We start from the raw sequence: 25,059 nt of genomic DNA, 5'->3' as shown, positions 1-25,059 counted from the left end.
GGAAATCTAATTATTGAGACTGAAATGGAACGTCGCGCCACCGGCACGTGCGGAATCGACTTCGAGGCACTGGGGGCGCGGCTGCGTGCTTACCGTCTTGGCGCGCAGCTGCGGGCCGAGCAGGTCGCCGAAGTGCTGGGCATTTCGCGGGCGGCGGTCTACCGGATGGAGAAAGGGGAGATCGTCAAGATCGAGACGCTCGAGCGCCTGGCCGGCATCCTCGATACCTCGCTGGAATCGCTGCTGGGCGCCGGCACGGAATACTACCCGTCGGCCATCGCCTACATCGAACGGATGCGCCAGCTAGAGCAGGGCGCTACCCGCATCCTGGCGCATTTCGAGCCGATTTCATTCCTGCTGACCTCGCCGGACTACGAGCGCTATCTCGAGCAGATGCTGAGAGAGAGCGGCGACAACGATGACGGCCGGGTCCAGGCAATCATGGCCTTGCTGCGCGAGCGGAAGGAATCCTATGCGTCGCATCCCGCGCCAATCCTCAGCCTGATCGGCTTGCGCGAGCTCGAACGTTTCGTTCATTTCGGGCTGATCGGCAGGATGGACCTGCCGCCCGCGACCCGCATGGAGCGGTCGCTGGCGGCGCGCGCGGAGGTGGAGCGCATTGCCGTGTTGCTTGAACAGCAGTACGCAGGCATGCAGATCGGCATCGTCAACGAAAGCATGCCGAACGCCACGTTCCAGGTCTTCGAGCGGCCCACCGGCTCATACGTTGCCATCAGCCCATTCCGCTTCGGCGAGTTTCCCAACATTTCAGCCGGCATCGCCTCGGTGACCGCCGCGCCGGAGGCGGTGTCGCTTTACACCAATATGGTCGAGGCTCTCTGGCAGCGCGCCTACAAGGGCCCCGACGGAGCTGGCCTGTTGCGGCGCATGTTGCAGCAGGTCTGAACCATTCGCTTTTTTTCCCCTGAGAGACATCCCATGGACTTTAAGACGGTTACCGAGCAATTCGCCAACAGCGTTCCGGGAACGGACGCCTTTCTCACGGTCAAGCAACAGTCGCAGGCGCTGATATCCGCCGATCCGCGCCACGCCGCGGCCTACTTCCTGATATATGGCTTCGCACGATCGTATGTGATTCTGCATGACGACGAAGGCATCACCACCGAGGTTGCCAATGCAGCGCAGGCGCAGTTGCTGGGCTATATGCGCGCGATCGAGCAATCGCTCGACGGTGGCGATCCGGCACTGGTCGCTGCGATGAACCAGATCGTTCTCGACTACGATGGTCGGCGCCAGCTCTTTTAAGGTTGGCGCAAGACAGCGACGACGTAGCGATGGCGTTCTTCCGGACTGTTGCAGATGTGCAGGATCGGGGGTAGCGCTTGGACCGATTCCGCTCCTCGATCAACTTCGCGGCCATCGAATCCCCTCGCCCCTTATCCCATCCCCACCACGCTCGACAGCAACATCTTCACCAGCACCGCCTGCCGCGTCGCCCCGGTCTTGGCAAAGATGCCGCGCAAGTGCGCCCGTGCCGTGTTCTTCTTCACGCCAAGCCGCGCCGCGGCTTCATCGAGCGTCAGGCCGTCGACCATCAGCAGGGCCAGTTCGATTTCGGTAGGCGTCAGGTGGAACAGCTTGCGCAGGCTGGCGTGGGTGTTGCGCGGCGAGCCCGCGGGATCGCGGATGAAGACCGCCACCGCGGGACGGCGGGCCTTGTCCTCGGTGCGGTAGCTGAGGGGGATGGGCCGCACCAGTACGCTGAGCGGCGTCGGCGCGGCGGGACGGCTGAGCGTGGTGACTTCGCTGCGCGGCGCGGCCAGCGCGTGGGCCTGCGCGGCGCCCTCCAGGATCTTGCGGAAACTGCGGTTTTCCATCGGGCAATGCGCGTGCAGCGCGCCGTCAGCCAGGTAGAGGCCGTCGCGGGCGCGCAGCAGGCGCCCGGCGACATCGTTGGTCCGGATGCACCTGCCGTGCTCGTCCAGGATGACCGTGCCCACCTGCAGGCGGTCGACGGCATCGGCGTAAAGGGAGCGCTCGGAGGCAAGGACGTCGAGCGCGGCATGCAGGTCGACGGCGCGCTTCAGGTGCGGCAGCAGCGCCTGCAGCAGCGTCTTCTCGGCGCCGCCGAAGTCTTGTCCCGTTGCAATGCGGCTGATGAACAGCGCGCATTCCACACCATCGGGCGTGACCAGGTTGGCGGCCAGGATGTAGCGCAGGCCAAGCGGCTGCAGGTATTGCGTGTAGAACGGATGCGCCAGCCAGCCGGTCTCGCCGAACAGTTCGTCGGCGCTGAAGAGCCGGTCGGGGTGCAGGTCCAGGAAGGGACACAGCGCGTAGTACTGCTCGCTGTACGAAGGCTCGCCCGGCAGGTGGGGGCCGTAGTCGGAGGCGTTGACGATCAGGCCGGGGCGGTCGGTGGCGGGGTGGCGCAGCACCAGCGTGACGAAGGCGGCGGCCAGTCGCTGGCGCATGCTTTCCAGGAAGCCGGCCCACGGTACGGTTTCCGTCGGCCCCTGATAGAGCTGGGCGAGCAGGGCGCTCAGCTCGGCGGCTGGGAGGGGTGGCAGCATGATGGCGGCTCGATGGTTTGCTCCCCTCTCCCGCTTGCGGGAGAGGGGCCGGGGGTGAGGGTGAGCGCCCGCCAAGCACGTTGTGCCTTGACTTCGTGGATGCTCAGGCCCTCACCCCCACCCCTCTCCCACTGCGCGGGAGAGGGGTGCGATTGCGTGGGGCGGTGGCAAGCGCTGACGCTTTCGCACACCGCCGCCTGCACCGCATCCCATCGTACCGCCCCTGCCCGCCGCCTCATCGTCCATTCCGCCTAGGGCCTGTCCCTTAGCCACGCCACGATCCGCTCCGCCGCCTGCTCGGCGCTGGCGCCGGTGGTGTCGATGCGGATTTCCGGGTGCTCGGGCGGCTCATAGGGCGAATCGATGCCGGTGAAGTTCTTCAGTTCGCCGCGACGCGCCTTGCGGTACAGGCCCTTGGGGTCGCGCTGCTCGGCCACCGCCAGCGGGGTGTCGATGAAGACTTCGATGAACTCGCCATCCCCGGCCAGCGCGCGTGCCATATCGCGTTCCGAGCGGAACGGCGAGATGAACGACACCAGCACGATCAGCCCGGCATCCAGCATCAGCCTGGCCACCTCGGCCACGCGCCGGATGTTCTCGACGCGGTCGGCCTCGGAGAAGCCGAGGTCCTTGTTCAGGCCGTGGCGCACGTTGTCGCCGTCGAGCAGGTAGGTGTGGTGGCCGAGCGCATGCAAGCGCTTTTCCACCAGGTTGGCGATGGTGGACTTGCCCGCGCCGGAGAGCCCGGTAAACCAGACGATGCGCGGCGACTGGTGCTTGAGCGCGGCATGCGCGCGGCGGTCCACGTCGATGGCCTGCCAGTGCACGTTCTGCGCCCGGCGCAGCGCAAAGTGCAGCATGCCGGCGCCGACCGTGTTGTTGGTGAGGCGGTCGATCAGGATGAAGCCGCCCAGCTCGCGGTTGCGCGCGTAGGGGTCGAACGCCACCGGCTGGTCGAGGTGCAGGTTGCATACGCCGATCTCGTTCAGCTCCAGCGTGCGCGCGGCCAGGTGCTCGAGCGTGTTGACGTTGATCTTGTACTTGGGCTGCGCCACGGTCACGCCCACGGTGCGCGTGCCGAGCTTGAGCAGGTAAGGGCGCCCGGGCAGCATGGCGTCCTCGTTCATCCAGACTAGCGTGGCCTCGAACTGGTCGGCCACCGCCGGCGGGTCTTCGGCGCACGCCAGCACGTCGCCGCGGCTGACGTCGATCTCGTCTTCCAGCGTCAGCGTCACCGCCTGGCCGCGCACCGCGTGCGCGCAGGCGCCGCTGGCGCCGATGATGCCGGCGACGCGGCTCTCGCGCCCGGAGGGCAGCGCGCGCACGCGGTCGCCGGCGCGGATTTCGCCGGCGCTGACGGTGCCGGCAAAGCCGCGGAAGTCCAGGTTCGGGCGGTTGACCCATTGCACCGGCATCCGGAACGACTCGTCGTGGGCGGGCGCGTGGTCGATCGGCACGCTTTCCAGGTGAGCCATCAGCGTCGGGCCCTGGTACCACGGTGTATTGGCGCTGGGCTCGGTGATGTTGTCGCCGCGCAGCGCCGACATGGGGATGCAGACGATATCGGTCAGGCCGATCTGCCGCGCGAACGCGCGGTACTCGTTCTCGATGCGCGTATGGACCTCGCGCGAATAGTCCACCATGTCGAGCTTGTTGACGGCCAGCACCACGCGCCGGATGCCGAGCGTGGCCACCAGGTAGCTGTGGCGGCGCGTCTGCGTCTGCACGCCGCGGCGCGCGTCCACCAGCAGGATGGCGAGGTCGGCGGTGGAGGCGCCGGTGACCATGTTGCGGGTGTACTGTTCATGGCCCGGTGTGTCGGCGACGATGAACTTGCGCTTGTCGGTGGCGAAGAAGCGGTACGCCACGTCGATGGTGATGCCCTGCTCGCGCTCGGCGGCCAGGCCGTCCACCAGCAGCGCGAAGTCGAGGTCCTCGCCCTGCGTGCCCATCTTCTTCGAGTCGGCCTCGAGCTGGGCGAGCTGGTCTTCGAACAGCATCTTCGATTCATACAGCAGCCTGCCGATCAGCGTGCTCTTGCCGTCGTCGACACTGCCGCAGGTAATGAAGCGCAGCAGGCTCTTGCTCTGCTGGGCGCGCAGATAGTGTGCGACATCCTGTGGCGAGCCAGCGGGTTGCGCCAGCGCTGGCGCGTTATCGATCAGGGTTTCCATCAGAAGTATCCCTCCTGTTTTTTCTTCTCCATCGAACCGGCCGAATCGCTGTCGATCAGCCGTCCCTGGCGCTCCGAGGTGGTCGCCCGCAGCATTTCCTGGATGATGCCGCCGAGCGTGTCGGCGTCGCTCTCGATCGCTCCGGTGAGCGGGTAGCAGCCCAGCGTGCGGAAGCGCACCTTGCGCAGCTGCGGGGTCTCGCCGGGGCGCAGCGGCAGGCGCTCGTCGTCGACCATGATCAGCGTGCCGTCGCGCTCCACCACCGGCCGTTCCCGGGCAAAGTAGAGCGGCACGATCGGGATCTCGTTGAGGTAGATGTATTGCCAGATGTCGAGCTCGGTCCAGTTCGACAGCGGGAACACGCGCAGGCTCTCGCCCTTGCGCTTGCGCGTGTTGTACTGGCGCCAGAGTTCAGGACGCTGCATCTTGGGATCCCAGCGGTGCTGCGCGGTGCGTACCGAGAACACGCGCTCCTTGGCCCGGGACTTCTCTTCGTCGCGGCGCGCGCCGCCGAAGGCCGCGTCAAAGCCATAGTGGTCTAGCGCCTGCTTCAGGCCTTGCGTTTTCCAGACGTCGGTGTGGACGGCCGAGCCGTGCTCGTGCGGGCTGATATGGCGTGCCAGCCCTTCGGGGTTGATATGCACGCGCAGGTCCAGCCCCAGCCGTGCCACGGTCTGGTCGCGGAATGCGATCATCTCGCGGAATTTCCACGTGGTATCGACATGCAGCAGCGGGAACGGCGGCCGCGCCGGATGGAAGGCCTTCATCGCCAGGTGCAGCATCACGGCGCTGTCCTTGCCGATCGAATAGAGCATGACGGGGTTTTCGCATTCCGCCACCACCTCCCGCATGATGTGGATGCTCTCCGCCTCCAGTTGCTCCAGGTGGGTCAACATCGGGTTCTCCTCTTGTCCTCTTGGTTGTGCCGCCCCGTTGCAGGGATCCGGCATGGCCACAAGGTAGCGAGCCGGGGCCTCGCGGCACTTCGTCCGGGCGGACTAAGAAATCGCGGTGCGCGGCACGCATTTCCTAGTCCACCCGGACGAGGAAGGGCTGGGCCGGCGCTGGGTATCGTTGCTGCGCCGACCAACCACGGGAGCAGGCAGATGGCGATCTCCGCCGAAGACCAATTGCTGAGCGGCCAGACCTGGGCCGAGTTTTGCGAAGTGCTCAAGCGCAGCGGGCAGCAGATCCTGCGCCCCGAAGCGCCGACGGACGCGCTGACGCGCGCCGAGGGCTTCCGCTACCTGAGCCGCCTGCTGCGCATTGCGCTGGAAATGCACGTCGAGTTCGCCGATCCGGCGTTCCCCGGCTTTTTCTCGCCGTCGCACGAAACCGCCAAGATCGGCGCGGACAATCCGGACAACCTGTACCGCTACGCGCGCCTGGACGGCAACGCGGCGTATCGCATCCGCGGCCGGCGCGGCACGGTGGCGTATCTCAGCTTCGGCACGCAGAAGGGCGGCTACGAAACCGACGGGCGCATGGTCCAGACTGGTTTCCTCGACAGCAACCAGCTTGCGGTGGCGCCGGACGGGCATTTCGGGATCGTCCTCAGCGCCGCGCCGCAGCCGGGCAACTGGGTGCGCATGGAGCCGGCCACCAATGCGCTGGTGGTGCGCCAGACCTTCCTCGACCGCAAGGCGGAGACCCCGGCCGAACTGCAGATCGAGCGCATCGACGGGCACGGCAAGCCGCCCGTGCTGAGCGCCGAACGCCTGCACGGCGGCCTGCTGCGCGCCGCGGGCTTTGTCGAGGGCACCGCGCGCATCTTTGCCGAATGGGCCAGGGGTTATGCCGGCCATGTCAACGCGCTGCCGCCCGCGGACCAGGCGGTCTGCCAGGCGGCGGGCGGCGATCCCAATATCTTCTACTACCACTCCTGCTGGCGGCTCGCGGATGACGAGGCGCTGGTGGTCCAGGTCGACCGCGTGCCGGACTGCGAGTTCTGGAACTTCCAGATCAACAATTACTGGATGGAGTCGCTCGACTACCGCTACCACGACATCTGCATCAACAAGCACGGCGCCCGGCTCGATGCCGGCGGCGGCGTCACGGTCATCCTCAGCGCGCGCGATCCGGGCCGGCCCAACTGGCTGGAAACCGCCGGCCATCACCACGGCACCATGTGCTGGCGCTGGGTGGGCGCGACGCAGCCGGCGCATCCGCGCACGCGCGTGGTCAAGCTTGCCTCGCTCAATGAAGAATTCGGGGAGAACAACGCATGAACGCCATCAACGTGGAGCGCCTGCTGGCGCAGGCGAGCGAGCAGGCCGGCGGCCTGGCCGACTTCGGCCCAGGCAACTACCGGGAGGCGCTGCAGGTGCTGTCCGACTCGCTGGCGCGCGAGGCCAAGCTGTCGCCGCAAGGCTCGCAAATGCTGGCGGGCAAGCTGCAGGGCCAGCTGGTGAACCGTCTGGTGATCCAGGACTACTGCCGGCGCCATCCGGAAATCCTGCACGAGCGCGTGGAAGACCCGCTGGTCATCGTCGGCCTGCCGCGCACCGGCACCACCCTGCTGCAGCGCATGCTGGCCACCGATGCGCGCTTCTGCTCGGCGGCGTGGTGGGAGACCCGCTACCCGGCGCCGCTGCCCGGCGAGGACGTGCGCGACCCCAGCCGGCGCATCGCCGCGGCGCGCGAGGAGGTTGCGCAGATGATCCGCCTGATTCCGGACATCCTTGCCATCCACCCGCTCGACGCGATGGCCGCGGACGAGGAATTCATGCTGATGGAGCATTCGTTCCTGTGCGCGATGGATTCCTACGCCAATGTGCCGTCCTACACCGGCTGGCTGGCGCGCCAGGACCACACCGAGGTCTATGCCTGCCTGAAGACCATGCTGCAGTTCCTGCAGTGGCAGAAGCGCCAGCGCGCGGAGACACCGGCGGCGCAGCGCTGGGTGCTGAAGACCCCGCAGCACCTGCATACGCTGGAGGTGCTGTTCCGGGTATTCCCGGGCGCGCAGGTGGTACTGACCCATCGCGATCCGGTGCAGACCATCCCGTCGATGGCCAGCATGGCGTATACGCTGTGGAAGATGTACGCCGATGCGCCGGATCCGGTCGTGGTGGGCCGCCAATGGAGCGAACAGATGCGGCGCGGCACCCACCACGCTATGGCCGTGCGCGACGCCATGCTTGCCGAGCGCTTCCTCGACGTGCGCTTCGAGGACTCGGTGCGCGATCCGTTCGGCGTGGCGCAGGCGGTCTGTCGCTTCGCCGGCGTGCCGCTGACCGAGGCCGCACGCGCCGGCATGTGGGCGTGGATGGAAAGCAACCCGCGCAACCAGCGTGCGGCGCACGCCTATACGCCGGAACAGTTTGGCCTCAGCCAGGCACAGCTGGAACGCGATTTCGCCGGCTATCGCGCGCGCCATGTGCGGGGCCGCGACTAAGACAGAAAACAACGAGGAGACCACCACATGCTGCTGAAAGACAAGATCGTCATCGTATCCGGCATTGGCCCGGGCCTGGGCATCAAGCTGGCGGTAGAAGCGGCGCGCGAGGGCGCCCGCGCCGTTGCCATTGCCGCGCGCACCGCCGCCAGGCTGGACGAGGCCCAGGCCCGCATCGATGCACTGGGCGCGGACTGTGAAGTCCTCAAGGTGGTGACCGACATCACTGACCGCGCCCAGTCCCGCCACCTGGCCGGCGAAACCCTGCGCCGCTTCGGCCGCATCGACGCGCTGGTCAACAGCGCCTTCCAGCACGGCAACTTTCCCGAGCCGGTGGAAGCCGCCGACCTGGACGTATGGCGCCAGGTGTTCGACACCAACGTCTTCGGCACCATGACGCTGACGCAGGAAGTGGCCGCGCTGATGAAGCCGCAGGGCGGCGGCGCCATCGTGATGATCAACACCCAGGCCACGCGCAAGCCGATGCCCGGCGAATCGGGCTACGCGGCGTCCAAGGGCGCGCTGGCGGTGGCGGTCAAGTACCTGGCGCGCGAGCTCGGCCCGCATGGCATCCGCGCCAACAGCATCTTCATGGGGTGGATGTGGGGCGCGCCGGTGCAGGGCTATGTGCGCCATGCCGCCGCCGAGCAGGGCGTGAGCGAAGACCAGGTGATCGCACCGGTCACCGCGCAGATTGCGCTGGGCCGCATGCCGACCGACGACGATTGCGCGCGCGCGGCACTGTTTCTCGTGTCAGACTACGCCAGGGCCATCACCGGCGCCTCGCTGGACGCCAATGGTGGCGATTTCATGCCCTGAGCCCTCCGCACCGCATGCCATGACACGCTACTTTGCCTTCAACGGCGACGCCGACGGCCTGTGCGCCCTGCAGCAGCTGCGCCTGGCCCATCATTTGCACGCCAGCGATGCCACGCTGGTGACCGGCGTCAAGCGCGATATCCGGTTGCTCGAGCGGATCGACGCCCGTGACGGCGATACCGTGACGGCGCTGGACATCTCGCTCGAACAGAACCGCAGGGGGCTGCTGCGGCTGCTTGGCGCCGGCGTCCGGGTGGACTACTTCGACCACCACCATGCCGGCGAGCTGCCGGCGCATGCCGGGCTGCGCGCGCATATCGACGAGGGGGCGCAAGTCTGCACCAGCATCCTGGTCGACCGCCACCTTGCCGGCCGCCACCGGCGCTGGGCGATCACCGCGGCCTTCGGCGATAACCTCGGCGATGTGGCGCGCAGCATGGCGGCGCAGCTGGGACTGGACGGATGCCAGACGGCGGTGCTGGAACGGCTCGGCACCTGCCTGAACTACAACGCGTACGGCGAGTGCCTGGCCGACCTGCATTACGATCCCGGCGAACTCGCGCAGCACATGCTGCCCTTCGCCGACCCGCTGGACTTCGCCGCGCAGTGCGCCACCTACACGCTGCTGTGCGAGGGCTACGAGGACGACATGGCCCAGGCGCGCCGGCTATCGCCCGTGCATGAGATGCCCGGGGCCGCGCTGCTGGTGCTGCCCGACGCACCGTGGGCACGGCGCGCGATCGGCGTGCTGGCCAACGAGCTGGTGCGCGGGCGTCCCGGCGATGCGATCGGCCTGCTGTCGCCCCGGTCCGGCGGCGGCTTCGTGGTCAGCGTGCGGGTGCCGGCGCACAGCGTTACCGGCGCGGCAGACTTCTGCCGCGCCTTCGAGACCGGCGGCGGGCGGCGCCTGGCCGGTGGCATCAACCACCTGCCCGACGCCGACGTGGAGCGCTTCACGCGCAGCTTTGCCGACTGCTTCGGCGCGCCGCTCAGCCCGGCGGGACAAACTCCGTAACCTCCAGGTCGAAGCCGGTGACGGCGCGATACGGCACCGGATGGCTCAGCAGGCGCAGCTTATGCGCGCCCACGTCGCGCAGGATCTGCGCGCCGACGCCGAGCGCGCGCTGCGCGAAGGCCGGCGCGGGCGCCGTGGCGGACGGGGCGGCCAGCCGTTCCAGCCGTTGCTGCGGCGACTCGCGCTCATCCAGCAGCACCAGCACGCCGCAGCCTTCGGCGCCGATCCGTTCCAGCGCGCGCTCCAGGTTCCACGCCGGCGGCGCGGGCGCGTCGAAGGCCAGCACGTCGCGCTGCATTTCGACTGCCTGGACGCGGGTCAGCACGGGTGTCTGCGAATCGGGCTGGCCGAGCACCAGCGCCAGGTGGAGCGCGTCCACCGGCGCGTCATGGTAGGCGTGCACGGTGAAGCGCCCGAACGGCGTGGCCAGTTCGGTCGAGCGGGTACGGCGCAGCGCGCCCTCGGTCAGCAACCGGTGGTGGATCAGCGCGCTGACGGAGACCGCCGGCAGGCCGTGGCGTCGCGCGAAGGCCAGCAGGTCAGGTCCGCGCAGCAGTTCGCCGTCGTCATCCAGCACCATCGTGTAGGCGCCAGCCGCGACGCGCCCGGCCAGCCGCGGCAGGTCGGAGCACGCTTCGGCAAAGCCCGCGCGGCGCAGCACGCCGTCCGGCTGCGCCACCACCGGGAAGACATGGCCGGGCTGGACCAGGTCGTGCGGCCGGGCGCGCGGCGCCGCCGCCACGCGCAGCGTCAGCGCGCGGTCGGCGGCGGAAATGCCGGTGCTGACGCCGCTGGCGGCCTCGATCGACACGGTGTAGCGCTCGCGCTGGCGCTGGCTGGCTGCCATCGGCGGCAGTTGCAGCAGCGCGCGGCGTGCCTCGGTGATGGCCATGCACACCAGGCCGCGCGCCTCGGCGGCCATGAAGTTGACGTCGGCCTCGGTGGCGCGCTCGGCGGCCACCAGCACGCAGCCGGTGGCTTCCGCGGTTTCGTCCTCGAGCACCACCACGCGCTGGCCCGCGGCCAGCGCCGCCAGCACCTCGGCCATCGGCGGCAGTGCGGGCGCGGGGCTCATGCTGCCTCCTGGCCGCGGTCGTCGCCGAAGGCCTGGCGCAGCGACGCGGCGGCCGCGTCCAGCGCGTGGCTGGCGGCATCGATCACCCCCTGCATGCTGGCGAAGCCGTGGCACTGGCCTGGCCAGCGCTGCACGGCGGCATTGCCGCCCGCGCGCTGCAGCGCCTCGCCGTAGGCCTCGCCCTGGTCGCGCAGCGGATCGAATTCGGCGGTGATGATGGTGGCCGGCGGCAGGCCGTGCAGGTCGCGCTGGTGCAGCGGGCTGGCGCGGACATCATCGGCATCGGCGGGCGTGGCGAGGTATTGGGCGCGGTACCAGTCCAGCTCCGCGGCGCTGAGGAAGTAGCCCTGCGCGCAGTCGCGATAGCTTGCGCTGGCCGTGGCCGCATCGCTGCAGTCCAGCCAGGGGTAGAGCAGCAGCTGGTGCCGCAGTGCGATGCCGCTGCCGCGCAGCTGCTGGCAGACCACGGCGGCCAGGTTGCCGCCGGCACTGTCGCCGGCGACAGCCAGCCGGCACGGGTCGGCGCCCAGCTGCACCGCATGCGCGGCGGCCCAGCGCACCGCGGCGACGGCATCGTCGGCCGCCGCCGGAAAGCGTGCCTCGGGCGCAAGCCGGTAGTCGACCGACAGCACCAGCACGCCGCTGCGCCGGGCCAGGCTGCGGCAGATGTTGTCGTGCGAATCGAGGCCGCAGAGGACAAAGCCGCCGCCGTGGAAGTACACCAGCAGCGGTCGTGCCGCGCTGTCGCCGGAAGGTGCGTCGGGGCGATAGAGGCGGGCCTGCAGCGGTCCCGCGGCGCCATCGATGGCGAGGTCTTGCTGCGCGGCGACGGGATCGCCGGGCGCGAACGCCGGCATGGCCGCCAGCGCGGCGCGGTAGTCGGCGGCGCGCAGCGTGGTGAAATCGGGGCTGGGCATGGCGGCCATGGCTTCAAGCATGGCACGGGCCTGGGGATCGAGCGGCATGGTGTCTCCTGGATGGCAGGTTGGATCGGTCGGGGAATCAGTCCGGGAACGCGAACGACGGCGCGCTGCCTGCGGCAATGCCCTGCGCACGTGCCAGCGCCGCGTGCGCGGCCTGCTCATGCGGCAGGATCCAGAACCGGCCAGCGCGGACGCCGTCCAGGATGCAGCGCGCGACCGCGTCGGGCGTCATGCCGGCGGCAATGCCGCCGCGCAGCGCACCGTTCATCTGGAGCACTTCCTGCGGCCCGCCCTGGTCCAGGCCCGCGGCGATGCCCGTGGCGACCGGACCGGGGCAGACCACGGACACGCCCAGCGGCAGTCCCGCCGCCTGCAGCTCCAGCGCGAGCCCTTCGCTCAACGCCACCACGGCCTGCTTGGACAGCGTGTAGGGCGCCAGCCAGGGCCCGACGGCGAGGCCCGCCATCGACGCCACGTTGACGATATGCCCTGAACCCTGCGCGGCCATGCGCGGCACGAAGCAGCGCAGCGCATGCAGCACGCTCCACAGGTTGACGCGCATGACATGGTCGAACACTTCGGGCGGCAATTCCCAGCAGCGGCCGGTGGCCAGCACGCCGGCGTTGTTGAACAGCAGGTCGACACGACCCAGTTGCCGGAAGCTCTCGTCACAAAGGTGCGCGATCTGCCGCGCGTCGCAGATGTCGGTGGGCACGGCGACGACGCTCGCGCCGTTGTGCGCCAGCGCCGCGCGTGCGGTTTCGAGCGCTTCGGCATCGATATCGGCCAGCGCCAGCGCGTAGCCTTGCGCCGCCAGCGCCTGCGCCAGCGCGCGCCCGATGCCGCTGGCCGCTCCGGTGATCACTGCGGCTTGCTGCCGCGGGGTTGCCGCCATGGTGGAAGTCTCCTGAAAACGGCGGCGTCCATCGCCGCGCATGGCTCGTTGTAGCGGCGGCGCGGCGCGCGGGCATCGTCTGTTTGGGTAAGGACGGCCCTGCGACACCGGTTGCATAGGGGTTTGCCCTTGCCGGGCGGGGATGGGTCTGTCCTTAGTCTGTTTGGAGTATGTGTTTGCGCGGCCGGCGCGTGACGATGGGCCTGTCCCGCGGGACTAGTCCGGCTTGTGTGCGCGGCCGGGCCGCCTAGGGCAAACCATGAAGGCGGGGGCCAGCCGCGCCCCCTTTGCCGTCCCTATAATCGGGTCACAAAAAAAGGGCCAGAGAGCCCGCACAAGCCAGCGGCCCGGCTCGTCCGGAGCGCTGAGCACGCCACAATGGAGACAGAGGAAATGCTGATGGAGGTTAGCCAGAGCCAGGCGGCCGCACACCTGTTCGCGCAGGCGACGGTGTCGCTGTCGGAGTTCAGCGCATTGCTGGGCAATATCTACCAGGGCCCGATGGAGCAGGTGCCATGGGGCAAGGCGCTGGAGCAGATCCGGCGCCAGCTCAATGCCAATTACGCCACGCTGATCCTGCGCTCGCCGGCCACCGATCGCCCCGGGCTGATGATCAACGCGTCCGAGCATGGCTCGACCCTGCCGGGCGAGACCTCCTACAACAACTACTACTACGCGCTGGACCCTTTCATCGGGCTGCCGTCGGACCGGGTGGTGACCATCGACGAGCATCTCGGCCCCGGCATGTGGTGCAAGAGCGAGCTCTACCAGCAGTTCCTCAAGGACGTCGGCATCCGCTACATCCTCGGTGCCGACCTGCGCACCGACGACGGCGTCGAGTGCCGCTTCCGCGTGTGCCGCGACCATGACGGCCCTGACTTCTCCGTCGCGGACAAGGCCCTGTGCACCTCCCTGCTGCCGCACCTGAAGCGCGCGGTGGACCTGCACTCGCGCCTGGACGTGGTCGAGTCGGAACGTACCGTCTACGCCAGCGCCATCGACCGCATGCTGGTCGGCATGGTGATCCTGGACGAGTCGGGCACCATCATCAAGACCAATGCCGCCGCCGATGAAATCCTTGGCGCAAAGGACGGCATCCGCGTCGCCAAGGGCGGGCTGGACGTCGAGTACGGCCAGGAGAACCGCAAGTTCCAGCGCCTGCTGCGCCAGGCCATGATGGGCCACCTCGGCACCGCGCCGGCGCTGATGGAGGCGATGTCGATCACGCGTCCGTCCGGCAGCGCCAGGCTGGGCGTGCTGATCCGCACCATCCCGCTGAGCGAGTGGTCCGAGGACAACCGCAAGCGCCCCGCGTGCGTGGTGTTTATCCGCGACCCCGAGCGCCGCTCGCAGGCCTCGCACGACGTGGTGCGCCAACTGTTCGACTTAACCCCGGCCGAGACGCAGCTGGCGCTGCAGCTGGCCAACGGGCTGACGCTCGATGAAGCCGCCGACGAACTCGGCATCAGCAAGAACACGGCACGCGCGCACCTGCGTGCGATCTTCTCCAAGACCGGCGTGACACGCCAGGCCACGCTGGTGCGCATGCTGCTGAGCAGCGTGATCTCGCTGGGCTAGCTGGCGGGCGCAAGCTTTGCGCTGAGCACCAGCGCAAAGCCCTCTGGCGTGCGCAGTACCGCGCGCGTCTCGTGCGGTCCCTGCGCCGCGGCCTGCGTCACGGTGGCGCCGGCCTGCACCAGCCGCGCTATGGCCGCGGCGATATCGTCTCCTGCCTCCACCCTGAAGGCCAGCGCGGGCTGGTCGACCAGCCGTTCCTCGCCGGCCACCAGCGCCAGCGTCAGCGCGCCGGCGTCGAGCGCGCAATAGCGGTCGGCATCACGGAACTTCAATGGCAGTCCCAGTGCTTCGGTAAAGAACGGCAGCGCGGCGTCAATGTCCGCGACGGGGTAAAGCAGCAGCCTGGTTTGCATGGAATCTGTTCCTTTCGATAAGCGCGGGCGGTATGCCCGGTGCCCATGATAGGGACGCGCCCTGCGCGGCTCATAATCCAATCAGACGATGTTGCAACGCCCTGCGCCGACCACACTGCGATCACACCGGCCGCTTCCGGCCCAAGGCGCAGCGCCTCGCAGTGCCCCGGACGCGGTCTGGTACCGACAAACCGAGAGGGGACTGCAATGCGTTTTTCGCTGATCTATGAAGCCCAGACCGTCGATGCCTCGCGCGCCGGCGACCACCAGGTGTTCGATGACATCATGGAACAGGTGGTGCTGGCCGAGGACATGGGCTTCGACGTGGTCTGGGCGGTCGAGCACACCGCGCTGACCAACTACGCGCACATGAGCGCGCCGGAGACGTTCCTGGCCTTCGTCGCGGGGCGCACGCAGCGCATCGGCATCGGCCACGGCGTGGTCTGCCTGCCGCCGGCGATGAACCATCCGGTGAAGGTGGCCGAGCGCATCGCCACGCTCGACATCCTGTCCGGCGGCCGCGTGCACTTCGGCGTGGGCAAGGGCGGCACCCAGCAGGAGGCCGGCACCTTCGGCTACGACCTGAACAGCCTGCACCCGATGATCGACGAGTCGATGTACCTGATCCCGAAGATCATGACCCAGGACGAGATCGAGCACGACGGCGAGTTCATCAAGATCCCGCGCCGCCCGATCCACCCCAAGCCGCGCCAGGATCCGCACCCGCTGATGTACCTGGCCTGCACCAACGCCGACACGCTGCAGCGCGCCGGCGCGCGCGGCATGGGTGCGCTGGTGCTCGGCTTCGGCGGGCCCGACGATGTGGCGAAGAAGAACGAGATCTATCGCACCGCGTGGGAGTGCCGCAAGCCGGAGGACCAGGTGGGCTTCCGCCCGCACCAGCACCTGGCGGCGCTGTGTCCGACCATCGTGCTGGAAGACGGATTGGCCGCGCGCAAGATCGGCATCAAGGGACAGCGCTATTTCATGGAGTCGCTGTCGTACTGGTATGCCGGCGGCGAGCGTCCTGATCCGTCGACGTGGGACGACGAGCATGTCACCGCGACGGACGCGCAGGGCAAGGCCGTCATCAACACGAAGTTCGCCTCCGAGAAAGTCTCGGTGGATTTCAGCGATCCGTCGATGATGATGCTGAACCCGAACCACGCCTACGGCACGGTGGAGGACTGCATCGGCTACGTGCAGCGCCTGATCGATGCCGGCGCGGACGAGATCCTGTTCATCTGCCAGATGGGCACGGTGCCGCAGTGGGCGCAGCTGGAGACCATCCGCAATATCGGCGAGTACGTGATCCCGCATTTCCGCAAGCAGGGCAGGAAGCTGCGCGCGCTGGCTTGATGTGGCCGGACGCTAATGGACCCGCTGAGGGTTTGCGCCCCTCTCCCGCTTGCGGGAGAGGGGCGGGGGTGAGGGCGGGCGCAACCACGCAGTCGTACGCGCGAGTTCGCGATAACAGCTAGTCCCAACAGACGATGGCACGCCGCCGCGCCGGTGCAAATATCGATGCCAGCCACAAAACCAGGCAAACAAGGAGACCGCGGTGCATCACGACAACAATCCCAAGGAACTGGCGGCACGCCTGATCGCGCGTGCCGAGCAGATGATCCCGGCGCTGGCAGAGCGTGCCGCGCGGGCCGAAACCGAAGGCCGCATTCCCGCCGAGACCATCGCCGAGATGCAGGCCGCGGGCTTCTTCAAGGTGCTGCAACCGCGCCGCCACGGCGGCTATGAGCTGGACCCGCAAACCTTTTTCCGCATCCAGATGGCGCTGGCCAAAGGCTGCATGTCAACCGCCTGGGTCTATGGCGTGGTCGGCGTGCATAACTGGCAGCTGGCGCTGTTCGATGAACGCGCGCAACAGGAAGTGTGGGGCAACGACCCCGCCACGCTGATTGCCTCGACCTACATGCCGGTGGGCAAGGTCACGCCGGTGGAAGGCGGCTACCGCTTCTCTGGCCACTGGAAGTTCTCCAGCGGCAGCGAGCTGTGCGACTGGATCTTCCTGGGCGGCCTGGTGCCGCCGGCCGAATCTGGCGGCGCCTATGACTACCGCACCTTCCTGCTGCCGCGCTCGGACTACAAGATCGTGCGCAACTGGGATGTGCTGGGCCTGCGCGCGACCGGCAGCCACGACATCGTGGTGGACGACGTGTTCGTGCCGGACTACCGCACCCATCGCGCCGTCGATGGCGCCATGGGTACCAGCCCCGGCCTGGCCGTCAATGACGTGCCGCTGTACCGGCTGCCGTTCGCGCAGATCTTCGTGCGCGCGGTCTGCACCGCCTGCATCGGCGCGCTGGAAGGCACGCTGGACGACTTCGTCGCCTATGCCGACGGCCGCATCAGCAGCAATGGCGGCGGCAAGACCGCGGAAGACGGTGGCGCGCAGATGGCGTGCGCCAGCGCGCAGGTGGCCATCGACGAGATGCGGACCATCCTGGAGCGCAACTTTGACGAACTGCTGGCCGTGGCGCGCGACGGCGGCCAGCTCGAGACGCCGCGCCGTCTGCTTTTCCGCTTCCAGTCGGCACAGGTGGCCGAGCGCTGCGCGCAGCTGGCCAACGGCCTGCTGCGCTATGCCGGCGGCAACGGCATCTACCGCAGCAACCCGATGGTGCGCCGGTTCCTCGACCTGCATGCGGCGCGTGCCCACTACGCCAACAACCTGGACCGCTTCGGCCAGAACCTGGGCGGCGTGATGATGGGGCGCGCCAATACGGACTTCTTCATCTGAGCCGCACCGGCACGAGGACCCATCATGAGCCAGAGCAGAGCGCGCATGCAGCCCAGCGAGTTTGACGTGGTAGTGATCGGCTCCGGCGCCGGCGGCATGCTGGCCGCCTGCCGCGCCGCCGATCGCGGCCTGTCGGTGGTGGTGCTGGAGAAGAGCAGCCAGTACGGCGGCACCTCGGCGGTGTCCGGCGGCGGCATCTGGATTCCGCTGAATCACCATATCGCGCCGGCAGGCGGGCACGACGACTACGCCAGGGCCCTGGAATACGTGCTCGCCTGCACCGGCGAGCACGGCGACCCGCAGCGCATCCGCGCCTACCTGGAGCAGGCGCCGCGCATGCTGCAGTACCTGGAGCAGCAGGCGGGGGTGCGCTACTACACGCTGCCGCGCTACGCCGACTACTACCAGAAGCTGCCAGGGGCGATGCCGGGCTACCGCGCGCTCGACCCCATGCCGTTCGACGGCGCGCAGTTGCGCGAAGAGTTCGAGCGGCTGCGGCCGCCGTCGCCCGGCACGCTGGTGGGCGGGCGCGTGGCGGTGACCTCGGCCGAGGCGCATGCGCTGCTGTGCCGCGCGCCCGGCTGGCTTGGCCTGGCGGTGCGCCAGTTCGCCCGCTACTGGCTCGACCTCGGCTGGCGCCGCAAGACCCGGCGCGACCGGCGGCTCACGCTCGGCAACAGCCTGGTGGGCGGCCTGCGGCGCGCCATGATGGACCGCGCGATTCCGCTGTGGCTCGATACCGCGCTGCAGGACCTGGTCGTCGAGGACGACGCCGTGCGCGGCGTGCGCGCCATGCAGGACGGACGCGAGGTGGAGATCCGCGCGCTGCGCGGCGTGATCCTGGCCGCGGGCGGCTTCGAGCGCAACCAGGCCATGCGCGAACAATACCTGCCGCAACCGACCCGGGCCGCCTGGAGCGCGACCCCGCCCAACAATACCGGCGACGCCATCCGCGCGGCGCAGGCGGCCGGCGCCGGGGTGGCGCTGATGTCCCACGTCTGGGGCGCGCCCACGGTGCAGGTGCAGGGCGAGGAAAAACAGCGCGCACTGTTTATCGAGCGCGCCATGCCGGGCTGCCTGGTGGTGAACGGGCAGGGCCGGCGCTTCGTCAACGAGGCCGCGCCGTACTCCGAGTTCGTGCCCGCGATGTACCGCGACCACGAACAGACCGGCTGCAGCGTGCCGGCCTGGATGGTGTTCGACGCCACCTTCCGGCACAAGTACCCGTGCGGGCCGATCCTGCCCGGCTCGGTGATGCCGGATCGCAGCATTCCGGCGGGCCTGTCCGGCATCCTGGTGCGCGCCGACACGCTGGCGCAGCTGGCGCAGCAGATCGGCGTCGATGCCGATGGCCTGGCCGCCAGCGTCGCGCGCATGAACGACTACGCGGCCACCGGGGTCGACGCTGAATTCGGCAAGGGCGACAACCTGTTCGACACCTACTACAGCGACCCCGCGGTACGGCCCAACCCCTGCCTCGCGCCGATCGGCAAGGCGCCCTTCTATGCGGTGCGCCTCGACGCCGGCGATATCGGCACCAAGGGCGGTCTGGTGACCGACGCCAGCGCGCGTGTGCTGCGCGGCGACGGCAGCGCCATCGCCGGCCTGTTCGCAATCGGCAATACCAGCGCCTCGATGATGGGCGCGAGCTATCCCGGCGCCGGGTCCACGCTGGGCCCGGCGATGACCTTCGGCATGATCGCCGCGGACGTGATTTCGCAGCCTGCGCGGCAAGCCGCCGCGACGCACCCCGCTCAACCCGTACAGGAGGCAATATGAGCGCCAGACCCGAATCCAGCGCAAGTTCCAGCGCAGGCGCCAGCGCCGAAGCCGGCAGCGCCCTGCGCGACGACATGCTGATGGCGATGCGGCGCATGGCCCGCTCCGTCGCGGTGATCAGCTGCCGCGATGGCGAGCGCCGCTATTCGATGTCGGTGACCGCGGTCGATTCGCTGTCCGCCGACCCGCCTTCACTGCTGATCTGCATCCATCGCAATGCATCGATCTACCCGCCGCTGGATGTCGGCGCGGACTTCTGCATCAACCTGCTCGCCGCCGACCACCGCGACATCGCCGTGGACTGCAGCGGCCGGCTCAAGGGCGAAGCGCGCTTCACCAGCGGCGAATGGGAAGACGACACGCTGGGCGTGCCGAGCCTGCGCAATGCCCAGGCTAACCTGTTCTGCCGCCAGGATGGCCGTTTCGACTATGGCACCCATGCGGTCTTTATCGGCCGGCTGCGTGAGGTCAGGCTGGCCGGCGAGGTTTCGCCGCTGGTCTATGTCGACGGCGCCTATACCACCTCCGCGCCGCTGGGCGCGCTGTGTTCGGCCTGACCCGGAGCAAGCGCCACCATGGCCCACGACGCTGTCACACCGGTCCACGCCCCGTTGCGGCTCGATGATCCCGACGCGCATCCGTGGCAGGCTGCCTGCGATGCCGTGGTGGTCGGCTTCGGCGCCGCCGGCGCCTGCGCCGCGCTGGAAGCCGCCCATGGCGGCGCGCGCGTGATCGTGGCGGAACGCTTCGAAGGCGGTGGCGCCAGCGCCAGAAGCGGCGGCGTGGTCTATGCCGGCGGCGGCACGCCCTACCAGCGTGCCGCGGGTTATGACGATACGCCGCAAGCCATGGCCGGCTACCTGCGCCAGGAAACCGAAGGGGTGGTCAGCGATGCCACGCTGCAAGGCTTCTGCGAGGGCAGCCGCGCGATGATCGGCTGGCTGGAGGCGCTGGGAGTGCGCTTTGCTGCCACCGTGCCGCCGCGCAAGACTTCCTATCCGGCACAGCCTTACTACCTGTACTACTCCGGCAACGAAGCAGTGCCCGCCTACGCGCAGCATGCCGCGCCGGCACCGCGCGGACACCGCGTGAAGGGCCCGGGCATGTCCGGCCGCACGCTGTATGGCGTGCTGCGCCGCGCGGTGGAGGCGAGCGGGGGTATCACGGTGATGCGCCAGAGCGCCGCGCGGCGGCTGATTCTCGACCGCGACGGCGCCGTCGTCGGCGTCGAACTGTGGCAACTGCCGCCGGGGCGCCACCAGACGCGCCATGCCCGCCTGGCGCGCCTGGCCGAGCGCCTGCACAACGGCCTGCCGGCGCTGGCCGACTGGCTGCGCGCGCGCGTGCTGCAACTGGAGCTGCGCCATGCGCGCCCGGTCGCGGTGCGCACCGGCGCGGTGGTGCTGGCCACCGGGGGCTTTATCTTCAACCGCGCCATGGTGGCGCGCCACGCCGGCAAGTACCAGCAGGCCTGGCGCCTGGGTGCGACCGGTTGCGACGGCAGCGGCATCCGCCTCGGCGAGTCGGCGGGCGGCGCAACGCGGCACCTCGAGCACGTGTCGGCGTGGCGCTTCATCAATCCGCCGTTCGCCTGGGCGCGCGGCTGCGTGGTCGACGCACTGGGCGCGCGCATCGGCAACGAGGAAACCTATGGCGCCACCCTCGGCCACGCCATCTGCGAGCGGCACGGGGGGCGCGCCTGGCTGGTGCTGAACCGCGCGCTGGCGCGCGAGGCGCTGCGTGAATGCCTGGGAGGCCGGCTGTGGGCGTTCCAGGCCTTGCCGGCGGCGCTGCTGATGCTGGCCGGTGCGCGCCGCGCCGGCAGCGTCGAGGCACTGGCCGCCAAGCTCGGGATGCCGGGACAGGTGCTGCGGTCGACCCTCGACGCCTATAACGCCGCGGCGCGCGGCGAGGGGCCCGATCCGGCTGGCAAGTCGGCGGCCATGTGCGCGTCGCTCGAGGCCGGCCCGTGGCTGGCCATCGATATCTCGGCCGACAGCCGGGTCTTCCCGTGCCCGGCGATCACGCTGGGCGGCTTGTCGGTGGAAGAATCCAGCGGCCGCGTGCTGGCTGCCGCGGGCGGGGCACCCATCCCCGGGCTCTACGCCGTGGGCCGCACCGCCGTCGGCATCGCATCCAATCATTACGTGAGCGGCCTGTCGCTTGCCGACTGCATCTGGTCGGGACGCAACGCGGGCCGCCATCTCGCACGACAGCCTGCCGGCGACCGGCACGCACACAACCACCAGGAGACTACCCATGAGCCGACGTACTGAAGGAAAGATCGCCATCGTCACCGGGGCCGCCAGCGGCGTCGGCAAGGAAGACGCACTGCTGCTGGCGCGCGAAGGCGCGCGCGTGGTGCTGACCGACCTCAACGAGGAAGCGGGCCACGCGCTGGCGCGCGAGATTGGCGAGAGCGCGCTGTTCGTGCCGCACGACATTGCCAGCGAAGCCGGCTGGCAGCAGGTGATGGCGCGCACCGCGCAGCGCTTTGGCGCGCCCAACGTGCTGGTCAACAATGCCGCCATCCTGATGCTGGGAACGGTCGAGGACGCCACGCTGGAGCAGTGGCAACGCGTGATGCGCGTCAACGCCGACGGCTACTTCCTGGGCTGCAAGTACGGCGTGGCCGCGATGAAGGCGGGCGGCGGCAGCATCGTCAACATGTCGTCGGTGGCGGCGCTGGGCGGCATGGGCGCGTTCTGCGCCTATAGCGCCAGCAAGGGCGCGGTGGCCGCGTTGACGCGCGCGGTGGCAGGCCATTGCAAGCAGAGCGGCTACCGCGTGCGCTGCAACTCGATCCATCCGGACGGCATCCTGACGCCGATGACCGCGGCCTTCCTCCCCGGCGGCGCCACGGCCCTGCCGGAGGAGGTCGGCGGCGCCGAGCCGATGCAGCGCATGTGCCATCCGCGCGACGTGGCCAACCTGGTGCTGTTCCTGGCTTCCGACGAATCGCGCTTCATCAACGGCGCGGAACTTCGTATCGACAACGCGCAGACCATCATGGGCGTGGCCTGAGCACGCGCCCGGCGGGTCAAGGATAGGCTCAAGGACAGGAACAAGGACATCATGGCGCCAGTGCAATTCCATCGGCTGCAGATTGCTGAAGTGGTCGCGGAGACGGACCAGGCGCATTCGCTGGTATTCGCGCTGCCGGAGGGGCTGCGCGAGACGTTTTCCTACCGCCCGGGCCAGTTCCTCACGTTGCGCGTGCCCGTGGACGGCGTGCCGCTGCAGCGCTGCTATTCGCTGTCCAGCACGCCGGGCGTGGACGGCGCCCTGCGCGTGACCGTCAAGCGCGTGCAGAGCGGTCGCGTATCCAACTGGATCTGCGACCATCTCGGCGCCGGCGACACGGTGGAGGCGATGCCGCCCGCCGGCGTGTTCACGCCGCCTGCGCTGCATGGCGATTTCCTGCTGCTGGCGGGCGGCAGCGGCATCACGCCGGTGCTGTCGATCGCCAAGGCAGCGTTGCGACACGGGCGCGGCGCGGTCACGCTGGTGTATGCCAACCGCGACGAACGCTCCATCATCTTTCGCGAGGCGCTGGCCGCGCTCGCGCACAGCCATCCCGGCCGCCTGCGCGTGATCCACTGGCTGGACAGCGTGCAGGGGCCGCCCACGCAGCGCCAGATCGAGGAACTGGTGCGGCCGTGGAGCATGGCGCAATGCTTTGTCTGCGGGCCCGGCCCCTTCATGGACGGCGCCCAGGCCGCGTTGCAGGCCCTGGGCGTGCCGCGTGGCCAGCTGCACGTGGAGCGTTTCGTCTCCTTGCCCGATGCGCCGGTGGCAACGGCGCCGCCCAGCGCGGCCGCCACCGCGCCCACGACCACCATGCAAGGCGCCGCACTCACCGTGCAGCTGGACGGCGCGACCCACCAGCTCGGCGCGGCGCCTGACGAGACCGTGCTCGATGCCCTGCAGCGCGCCGGCGTGGCTGCGCCCAACTCCTGCCGCGCCGGCCTGTGCGGCGCCTGCATGTGCCAGGTGACGCAGGGCGACGTGACGCTCGGCGAAAACCATGTGCTCGACCGCGCCGACCTGGAGGCGGGCTGGACCCTGGCCTGCCAGGCGCGCCCGGCCAGCCGCGAGATCCACCTGAAGTTCCCGGATTGACATGACTCCATCAGATACCCTCGACGCCATTGTGGCACCGGCCGGCATCGAAGCCGCGGCAAACGACGGCATTGCCGAGACCATCCCCGAGCTGCTGCGGCGCGCGGCCAGCCGCCACGGCGAGCGCATCGCCATCCAGGAAGACGGGCTGCGCCTGACCTACGCCGCGCTCGACGCCAGCCGGATCCAGGCGGCGCGTGCGCTGATGGCGCTGGGCGCGCAACCCGGCGACCGCGTGGCGCTGTGGGCGCCGAACTTCTCCGAATGGATCATCGCGGCGCTGGCGACGCACAGCGTGGGCGCGGCGCTGGTGCCGCTGAATACGCGCATGAAAGGGGCCGAAGCCGGCGCCGTGCTGGCCGACAGCGGCGCGCGCCTGCTGTTCTGCGTCGACGGCTTCCTCGGAGAGAGCTATCCGCAGATGCTGGCCCCGCACCGTCCCGCCACGCTGGAGCGGCTGGTGATCCTGCGCCCGGGACAGGGCCGGCGCGCCGGTGCCGACGAACTGGCATGGGACGATTTCCTGGGGCTGGCGCCGCGCACGGACAGGGCCGCGTTGGCCGCGCGCGAGGCCGGCGTGAGCGGCGACACCCCGATGGACATCATGTTCACCTCGGGCACCACCGGCCGGCCCAAGGGCGTGATGACGGCCCATGCGCAGAATCTGCGCGCCATCGACGGCTGGGCCGCCATTACCGGGGTGCGGGCTGGCGACCGCTACCTGATCGTCAACCCGTTCTTCCATACCTTCGGCTACAAGGCCGGATGGCTCGCGGCGCTGTCGCGCGGGGCCACGGTCCTGCCCCACCTGGTGTTCGACGCCGAAGCCGTGATGACGCGCGTGGAGAACGAGCGCATCACGGTGCTGCCCGGCCCGCCCACGCTGTACCAGACGCTGCTCAACGCGCCGCGCCTGCGCGAATTCGACCTGAGCTCGCTGCGCGTGGCGGTCACCGGCGCCTCGGCGATCGCACCGGCGCTGATCCAGCGCATGCGCGACGAACTGGGCTTCGACACCATCATCACCGGCTATGGCCTGACCGAATCGTGCGGCTTTGCCACGCTCACGCGTGCCGGCGACGACGCCGAAACCGTCGCCGCCACGTCCGGCCGCGCGATGCCGGGCATCGAAATCCGCTGCATCGATGCGCACGGGCAGCCCGTGGCCACCGGCCAGCCGGGGGAAGTGCTGGTACGCGGCTACAACGTCATGCAGGGCTATTTCGGCCTGCCCGAAGCCACCGCCGAAGCCATCGACAGCGACGGCTGGCTGCATACCGGCGACGTGGGCACGCTCGATGCGCGCGGCTACCTGCGCATCACTGACCGCATCAAGGACATGTTTATCGTGGGCGGCTTCAACTGCTACCCGGCCGAGGTGGAGAAGCTGCTGGTGGCCCATCCGGCGGTGGCCCAGGTGGCCGTGGTGGGCATGCCGCACGAGCGGCTGGGTGAAGTGGGGCGCGCCTACGTGGTGCTGCGCCACGGCGCGCGCGTGGACGCCGACACCCTGATTGCGTGGGCGCGCCGGCACATGGCCAACTACAAGGTGCCGCGCGAGGTGCTGTTCGTGACGTCGCTGCCGGTCAGCGCGGCGGGGAAGGTGCTGAAGTACCAGCTGCGCGAAGCCTGATCAACGG

The 25,059-nt window shown here is 69.3% G+C and carries 22 protein-coding genes; 15 read left to right on the top strand and 7 right to left on the bottom strand.

Annotation, left to right across the window (positions count from 1 at the left end):
- Nucleotides 1–24: 24 nt before the first annotated feature.
- Nucleotides 25–906 carry a helix-turn-helix domain-containing protein gene (locus ACOCMH_RS12270; protein WP_427307227.1) on the top strand — a complete coding sequence of 294 codons (882 nt, stop codon included), beginning with the start codon at nucleotides 25–27 and terminating at the stop codon, nucleotides 904–906.
- Nucleotides 907–939: 33 nt separating this feature from the next.
- Nucleotides 940–1,266 carry a hypothetical protein gene (locus tag ACOCMH_RS12265; RefSeq protein ID WP_427307226.1) on the top strand — a complete coding sequence of 109 codons (327 nt, stop codon included), beginning with the start codon at nucleotides 940–942 and terminating at the stop codon, nucleotides 1,264–1,266.
- Nucleotides 1,267–1,397: 131 nt separating this feature from the next.
- Here the strand turns inward: ACOCMH_RS12265 and ACOCMH_RS12260 are convergent, their stop codons facing one another.
- From ACOCMH_RS12260 to cysD, 3 genes are all read right to left on the bottom strand, one after another.
- Complete coding sequence (locus ACOCMH_RS12260) at nucleotides 1,398–2,534, bottom strand: helix-turn-helix transcriptional regulator (RefSeq protein WP_427307225.1); 1,137 nt, start codon at nucleotides 2,532–2,534, stop codon at nucleotides 1,398–1,400.
- Nucleotides 2,535–2,785: 251 nt separating this feature from the next.
- Nucleotides 2,786–4,708 (bottom strand): sulfate adenylyltransferase subunit CysN, encoded by a 1,923-nt coding sequence (gene cysN, locus ACOCMH_RS12255; RefSeq protein ID WP_427307224.1) that lies wholly within the window; start codon nucleotides 4,706–4,708, stop codon nucleotides 2,786–2,788.
- Entirely contained in the window at nucleotides 4,708–5,658 is a 951-nt protein-coding gene (gene cysD, locus ACOCMH_RS12250) for a sulfate adenylyltransferase subunit CysD (protein ID WP_427307223.1), read from the bottom strand. The genes cysN and cysD overlap by 1 nt, the downstream gene beginning before the upstream one ends.
- 156 nt (nucleotides 5,659–5,814) lie before the next feature.
- On the opposite strand from cysD, the gene ACOCMH_RS12245 reads away from it, so the two are divergent.
- The 4 genes from ACOCMH_RS12245 to ACOCMH_RS12230 are packed head-to-tail and all read left to right on the top strand — an operon-like array spanning nucleotide 5,815 to nucleotide 9,939.
- Nucleotides 5,815–6,936: a hypothetical protein gene (locus ACOCMH_RS12245; protein WP_427307222.1), complete on the top strand. Its 1,122-nt coding sequence runs from the start codon at nucleotides 5,815–5,817 to the stop codon at nucleotides 6,934–6,936.
- Entirely contained in the window at nucleotides 6,933–8,105 is a 1,173-nt protein-coding gene (locus ACOCMH_RS12240; protein ID WP_427307221.1) for a sulfotransferase family protein, read from the top strand. Before ACOCMH_RS12245 ends, ACOCMH_RS12240 begins: the two co-directional genes overlap by 4 nt.
- Nucleotides 8,106–8,132: 27 nt before the next feature.
- Nucleotides 8,133–8,924, top strand: coding sequence for an SDR family oxidoreductase (locus tag ACOCMH_RS12235; RefSeq protein ID WP_427307220.1), 792 nt, complete (start codon nucleotides 8,133–8,135; stop codon nucleotides 8,922–8,924).
- Between the two features lie 19 nt (nucleotides 8,925–8,943).
- On the top strand, nucleotides 8,944–9,939 hold the full coding sequence (locus ACOCMH_RS12230; RefSeq protein WP_427307219.1) for an acetyltransferase: 996 nt from the start codon (nucleotides 8,944–8,946) through the stop codon (nucleotides 9,937–9,939).
- Here the strand turns inward: ACOCMH_RS12230 and ACOCMH_RS12225 are convergent.
- From ACOCMH_RS12225 to ACOCMH_RS12215, 3 genes are read right to left on the bottom strand one after another with little or no spacing between them, the layout of a single operon-like run.
- A complete protein-coding gene (locus tag ACOCMH_RS12225) occupies nucleotides 9,914–11,014 on the bottom strand; it encodes a 3,4-dihydroxy-2-butanone-4-phosphate synthase (RefSeq protein ID WP_427307218.1) in 1,101 nt (366 codons plus the stop codon). The genes ACOCMH_RS12230 and ACOCMH_RS12225 overlap by 26 nt on opposite strands.
- Nucleotides 11,011–11,979: an alpha/beta hydrolase gene (locus ACOCMH_RS12220; protein ID WP_427307217.1), complete on the bottom strand. Its 969-nt coding sequence runs from the start codon at nucleotides 11,977–11,979 to the stop codon at nucleotides 11,011–11,013. Before ACOCMH_RS12220 ends, ACOCMH_RS12225 begins: the two co-directional genes overlap by 4 nt.
- Before the next feature lie 37 nt (nucleotides 11,980–12,016).
- A complete protein-coding gene (locus ACOCMH_RS12215) occupies nucleotides 12,017–12,832 on the bottom strand; it encodes an SDR family NAD(P)-dependent oxidoreductase (protein WP_427307216.1) in 816 nt (271 codons plus the stop codon).
- A 393-nt stretch (nucleotides 12,833–13,225) separates the two neighbouring features.
- Here ACOCMH_RS12215 and ACOCMH_RS12210 point away from each other — a divergent pair, with 393 nt between their 5' ends.
- Nucleotides 13,226–14,410 carry a helix-turn-helix transcriptional regulator gene (locus tag ACOCMH_RS12210; protein WP_427307215.1) on the top strand — a complete coding sequence of 395 codons (1,185 nt, stop codon included), beginning with the start codon at nucleotides 13,226–13,228 and terminating at the stop codon, nucleotides 14,408–14,410.
- Here the strand turns inward: ACOCMH_RS12210 and ACOCMH_RS12205 are convergent.
- Nucleotides 14,407–14,763, bottom strand: coding sequence for a VOC family protein (locus tag ACOCMH_RS12205; protein WP_427307214.1), 357 nt, complete (start codon nucleotides 14,761–14,763; stop codon nucleotides 14,407–14,409). The genes ACOCMH_RS12210 and ACOCMH_RS12205 overlap by 4 nt on opposite strands.
- A gap of 207 nt (nucleotides 14,764–14,970) precedes the next feature.
- On the opposite strand from ACOCMH_RS12205, the gene ACOCMH_RS12200 reads away from it, so the two are divergent.
- The 8 genes from ACOCMH_RS12200 to ACOCMH_RS12165 all read left to right on the top strand — a co-directional run bounded on the left by ACOCMH_RS12200 (nucleotide 14,971) and on the right by ACOCMH_RS12165 (nucleotide 25,052).
- The gene (locus tag ACOCMH_RS12200; RefSeq protein ID WP_427307213.1) at nucleotides 14,971–16,122 is read left to right on the top strand and encodes an LLM class flavin-dependent oxidoreductase; all 1,152 of its coding nucleotides are present in this window, start codon (nucleotides 14,971–14,973) and stop codon (nucleotides 16,120–16,122) included.
- A 202-nt stretch (nucleotides 16,123–16,324) separates the two neighbouring features.
- Nucleotides 16,325–17,518 carry an acyl-CoA dehydrogenase family protein gene (locus tag ACOCMH_RS12195; RefSeq protein ID WP_427307212.1) on the top strand — a complete coding sequence of 398 codons (1,194 nt, stop codon included), beginning with the start codon at nucleotides 16,325–16,327 and terminating at the stop codon, nucleotides 17,516–17,518.
- Between the two features lie 24 nt (nucleotides 17,519–17,542).
- Nucleotides 17,543–19,297 (top strand): FAD-dependent oxidoreductase, encoded by a 1,755-nt coding sequence (locus ACOCMH_RS12190; RefSeq protein ID WP_427307211.1) that lies wholly within the window; start codon nucleotides 17,543–17,545, stop codon nucleotides 19,295–19,297.
- Nucleotides 19,294–19,854, top strand: a complete 561-nt coding sequence (locus ACOCMH_RS12185) for a flavin reductase family protein (RefSeq protein ID WP_427307210.1) — start codon at nucleotides 19,294–19,296, stop codon at nucleotides 19,852–19,854. Before ACOCMH_RS12190 ends, ACOCMH_RS12185 begins: the two co-directional genes overlap by 4 nt.
- 18 nt (nucleotides 19,855–19,872) lie before the next feature.
- On the top strand, nucleotides 19,873–21,573 hold the full coding sequence (locus ACOCMH_RS12180) for an FAD-binding protein (RefSeq protein ID WP_427307209.1): 1,701 nt from the start codon (nucleotides 19,873–19,875) through the stop codon (nucleotides 21,571–21,573).
- Nucleotides 21,557–22,321 carry an SDR family oxidoreductase gene (locus ACOCMH_RS12175; RefSeq protein WP_427307208.1) on the top strand — a complete coding sequence of 255 codons (765 nt, stop codon included), beginning with the start codon at nucleotides 21,557–21,559 and terminating at the stop codon, nucleotides 22,319–22,321. Before ACOCMH_RS12180 ends, ACOCMH_RS12175 begins: the two co-directional genes overlap by 17 nt.
- A 51-nt stretch (nucleotides 22,322–22,372) precedes the next feature.
- Entirely contained in the window at nucleotides 22,373–23,419 is a 1,047-nt protein-coding gene (locus ACOCMH_RS12170; protein WP_427307207.1) for a 2Fe-2S iron-sulfur cluster-binding protein, read from the top strand.
- A gap of 1 nt (nucleotide 23,420) precedes the next feature.
- Complete coding sequence (locus tag ACOCMH_RS12165) at nucleotides 23,421–25,052, top strand: FadD3 family acyl-CoA ligase (RefSeq protein ID WP_427307206.1); 1,632 nt, start codon at nucleotides 23,421–23,423, stop codon at nucleotides 25,050–25,052.
- Nucleotides 25,053–25,059 lie beyond the last annotated feature (7 nt).

This window comes from Cupriavidus sp. H39, assembly GCF_050271075.1.
Lineage (GTDB): Bacteria > Pseudomonadota > Gammaproteobacteria > Burkholderiales > Burkholderiaceae > Cupriavidus > Cupriavidus necator_B.
The sequence above is the reverse complement of the archived record's forward strand: the minus strand, read 5'-3'. Positions and strand labels throughout refer to the sequence as shown.

Bases quoted from the DNA above. Each gene is read 5' to 3' on its own strand.
- ACOCMH_RS12225 (WP_427307218.1), bottom strand. From the start codon at position 11,014: ATGAGCCCCGCGCCCGCACTGCCGCCGATGGCCGAGGTGCTGGCGGCG.
- ACOCMH_RS12265 (WP_427307226.1), top strand. From the start codon at position 940: ATGGACTTTAAGACGGTTACCGAGCAATTCGCCAACAGCGTTCCGGGA.
- ACOCMH_RS12240 (WP_427307221.1), top strand. From the start codon at position 6,933: ATGAACGCCATCAACGTGGAGCGCCTGCTGGCGCAGGCGAGCGAGCAG.
- ACOCMH_RS12200 (WP_427307213.1), top strand. From the start codon at position 14,971: ATGCGTTTTTCGCTGATCTATGAAGCCCAGACCGTCGATGCCTCGCGC.
- ACOCMH_RS12215 (WP_427307216.1), bottom strand. From the start codon at position 12,832: ATGGCGGCAACCCCGCGGCAGCAAGCCGCAGTGATCACCGGAGCGGCC.
- ACOCMH_RS12220 (WP_427307217.1), bottom strand. From the start codon at position 11,979: ATGCCGCTCGATCCCCAGGCCCGTGCCATGCTTGAAGCCATGGCCGCC.
- cysN (WP_427307224.1), bottom strand. From the start codon at position 4,708: ATGGAAACCCTGATCGATAACGCGCCAGCGCTGGCGCAACCCGCTGGC.
- ACOCMH_RS12190 (WP_427307211.1), top strand. From the start codon at position 17,543: ATGAGCCAGAGCAGAGCGCGCATGCAGCCCAGCGAGTTTGACGTGGTA.
- ACOCMH_RS12175 (WP_427307208.1), top strand. From the start codon at position 21,557: ATGAGCCGACGTACTGAAGGAAAGATCGCCATCGTCACCGGGGCCGCC.
- ACOCMH_RS12205 (WP_427307214.1), bottom strand. From the start codon at position 14,763: ATGCAAACCAGGCTGCTGCTTTACCCCGTCGCGGACATTGACGCCGCG.
- ACOCMH_RS12260 (WP_427307225.1), bottom strand. From the start codon at position 2,534: ATGCTGCCACCCCTCCCAGCCGCCGAGCTGAGCGCCCTGCTCGCCCAG.
- ACOCMH_RS12210 (WP_427307215.1), top strand. From the start codon at position 13,226: ATGCTGATGGAGGTTAGCCAGAGCCAGGCGGCCGCACACCTGTTCGCG.
- ACOCMH_RS12230 (WP_427307219.1), top strand. From the start codon at position 8,944: ATGACACGCTACTTTGCCTTCAACGGCGACGCCGACGGCCTGTGCGCC.
- ACOCMH_RS12235 (WP_427307220.1), top strand. From the start codon at position 8,133: ATGCTGCTGAAAGACAAGATCGTCATCGTATCCGGCATTGGCCCGGGC.
- ACOCMH_RS12245 (WP_427307222.1), top strand. From the start codon at position 5,815: ATGGCGATCTCCGCCGAAGACCAATTGCTGAGCGGCCAGACCTGGGCC.
- cysD (WP_427307223.1), bottom strand. From the start codon at position 5,658: ATGCCGGATCCCTGCAACGGGGCGGCACAACCAAGAGGACAAGAGGAG.
- ACOCMH_RS12180 (WP_427307209.1), top strand. From the start codon at position 19,873: ATGGCCCACGACGCTGTCACACCGGTCCACGCCCCGTTGCGGCTCGAT.
- ACOCMH_RS12185 (WP_427307210.1), top strand. From the start codon at position 19,294: ATGAGCGCCAGACCCGAATCCAGCGCAAGTTCCAGCGCAGGCGCCAGC.
- ACOCMH_RS12165 (WP_427307206.1), top strand. From the start codon at position 23,421: ATGACTCCATCAGATACCCTCGACGCCATTGTGGCACCGGCCGGCATC.
- ACOCMH_RS12170 (WP_427307207.1), top strand. From the start codon at position 22,373: ATGGCGCCAGTGCAATTCCATCGGCTGCAGATTGCTGAAGTGGTCGCG.
- ACOCMH_RS12270 (WP_427307227.1), top strand. From the start codon at position 25: ATGGAACGTCGCGCCACCGGCACGTGCGGAATCGACTTCGAGGCACTG.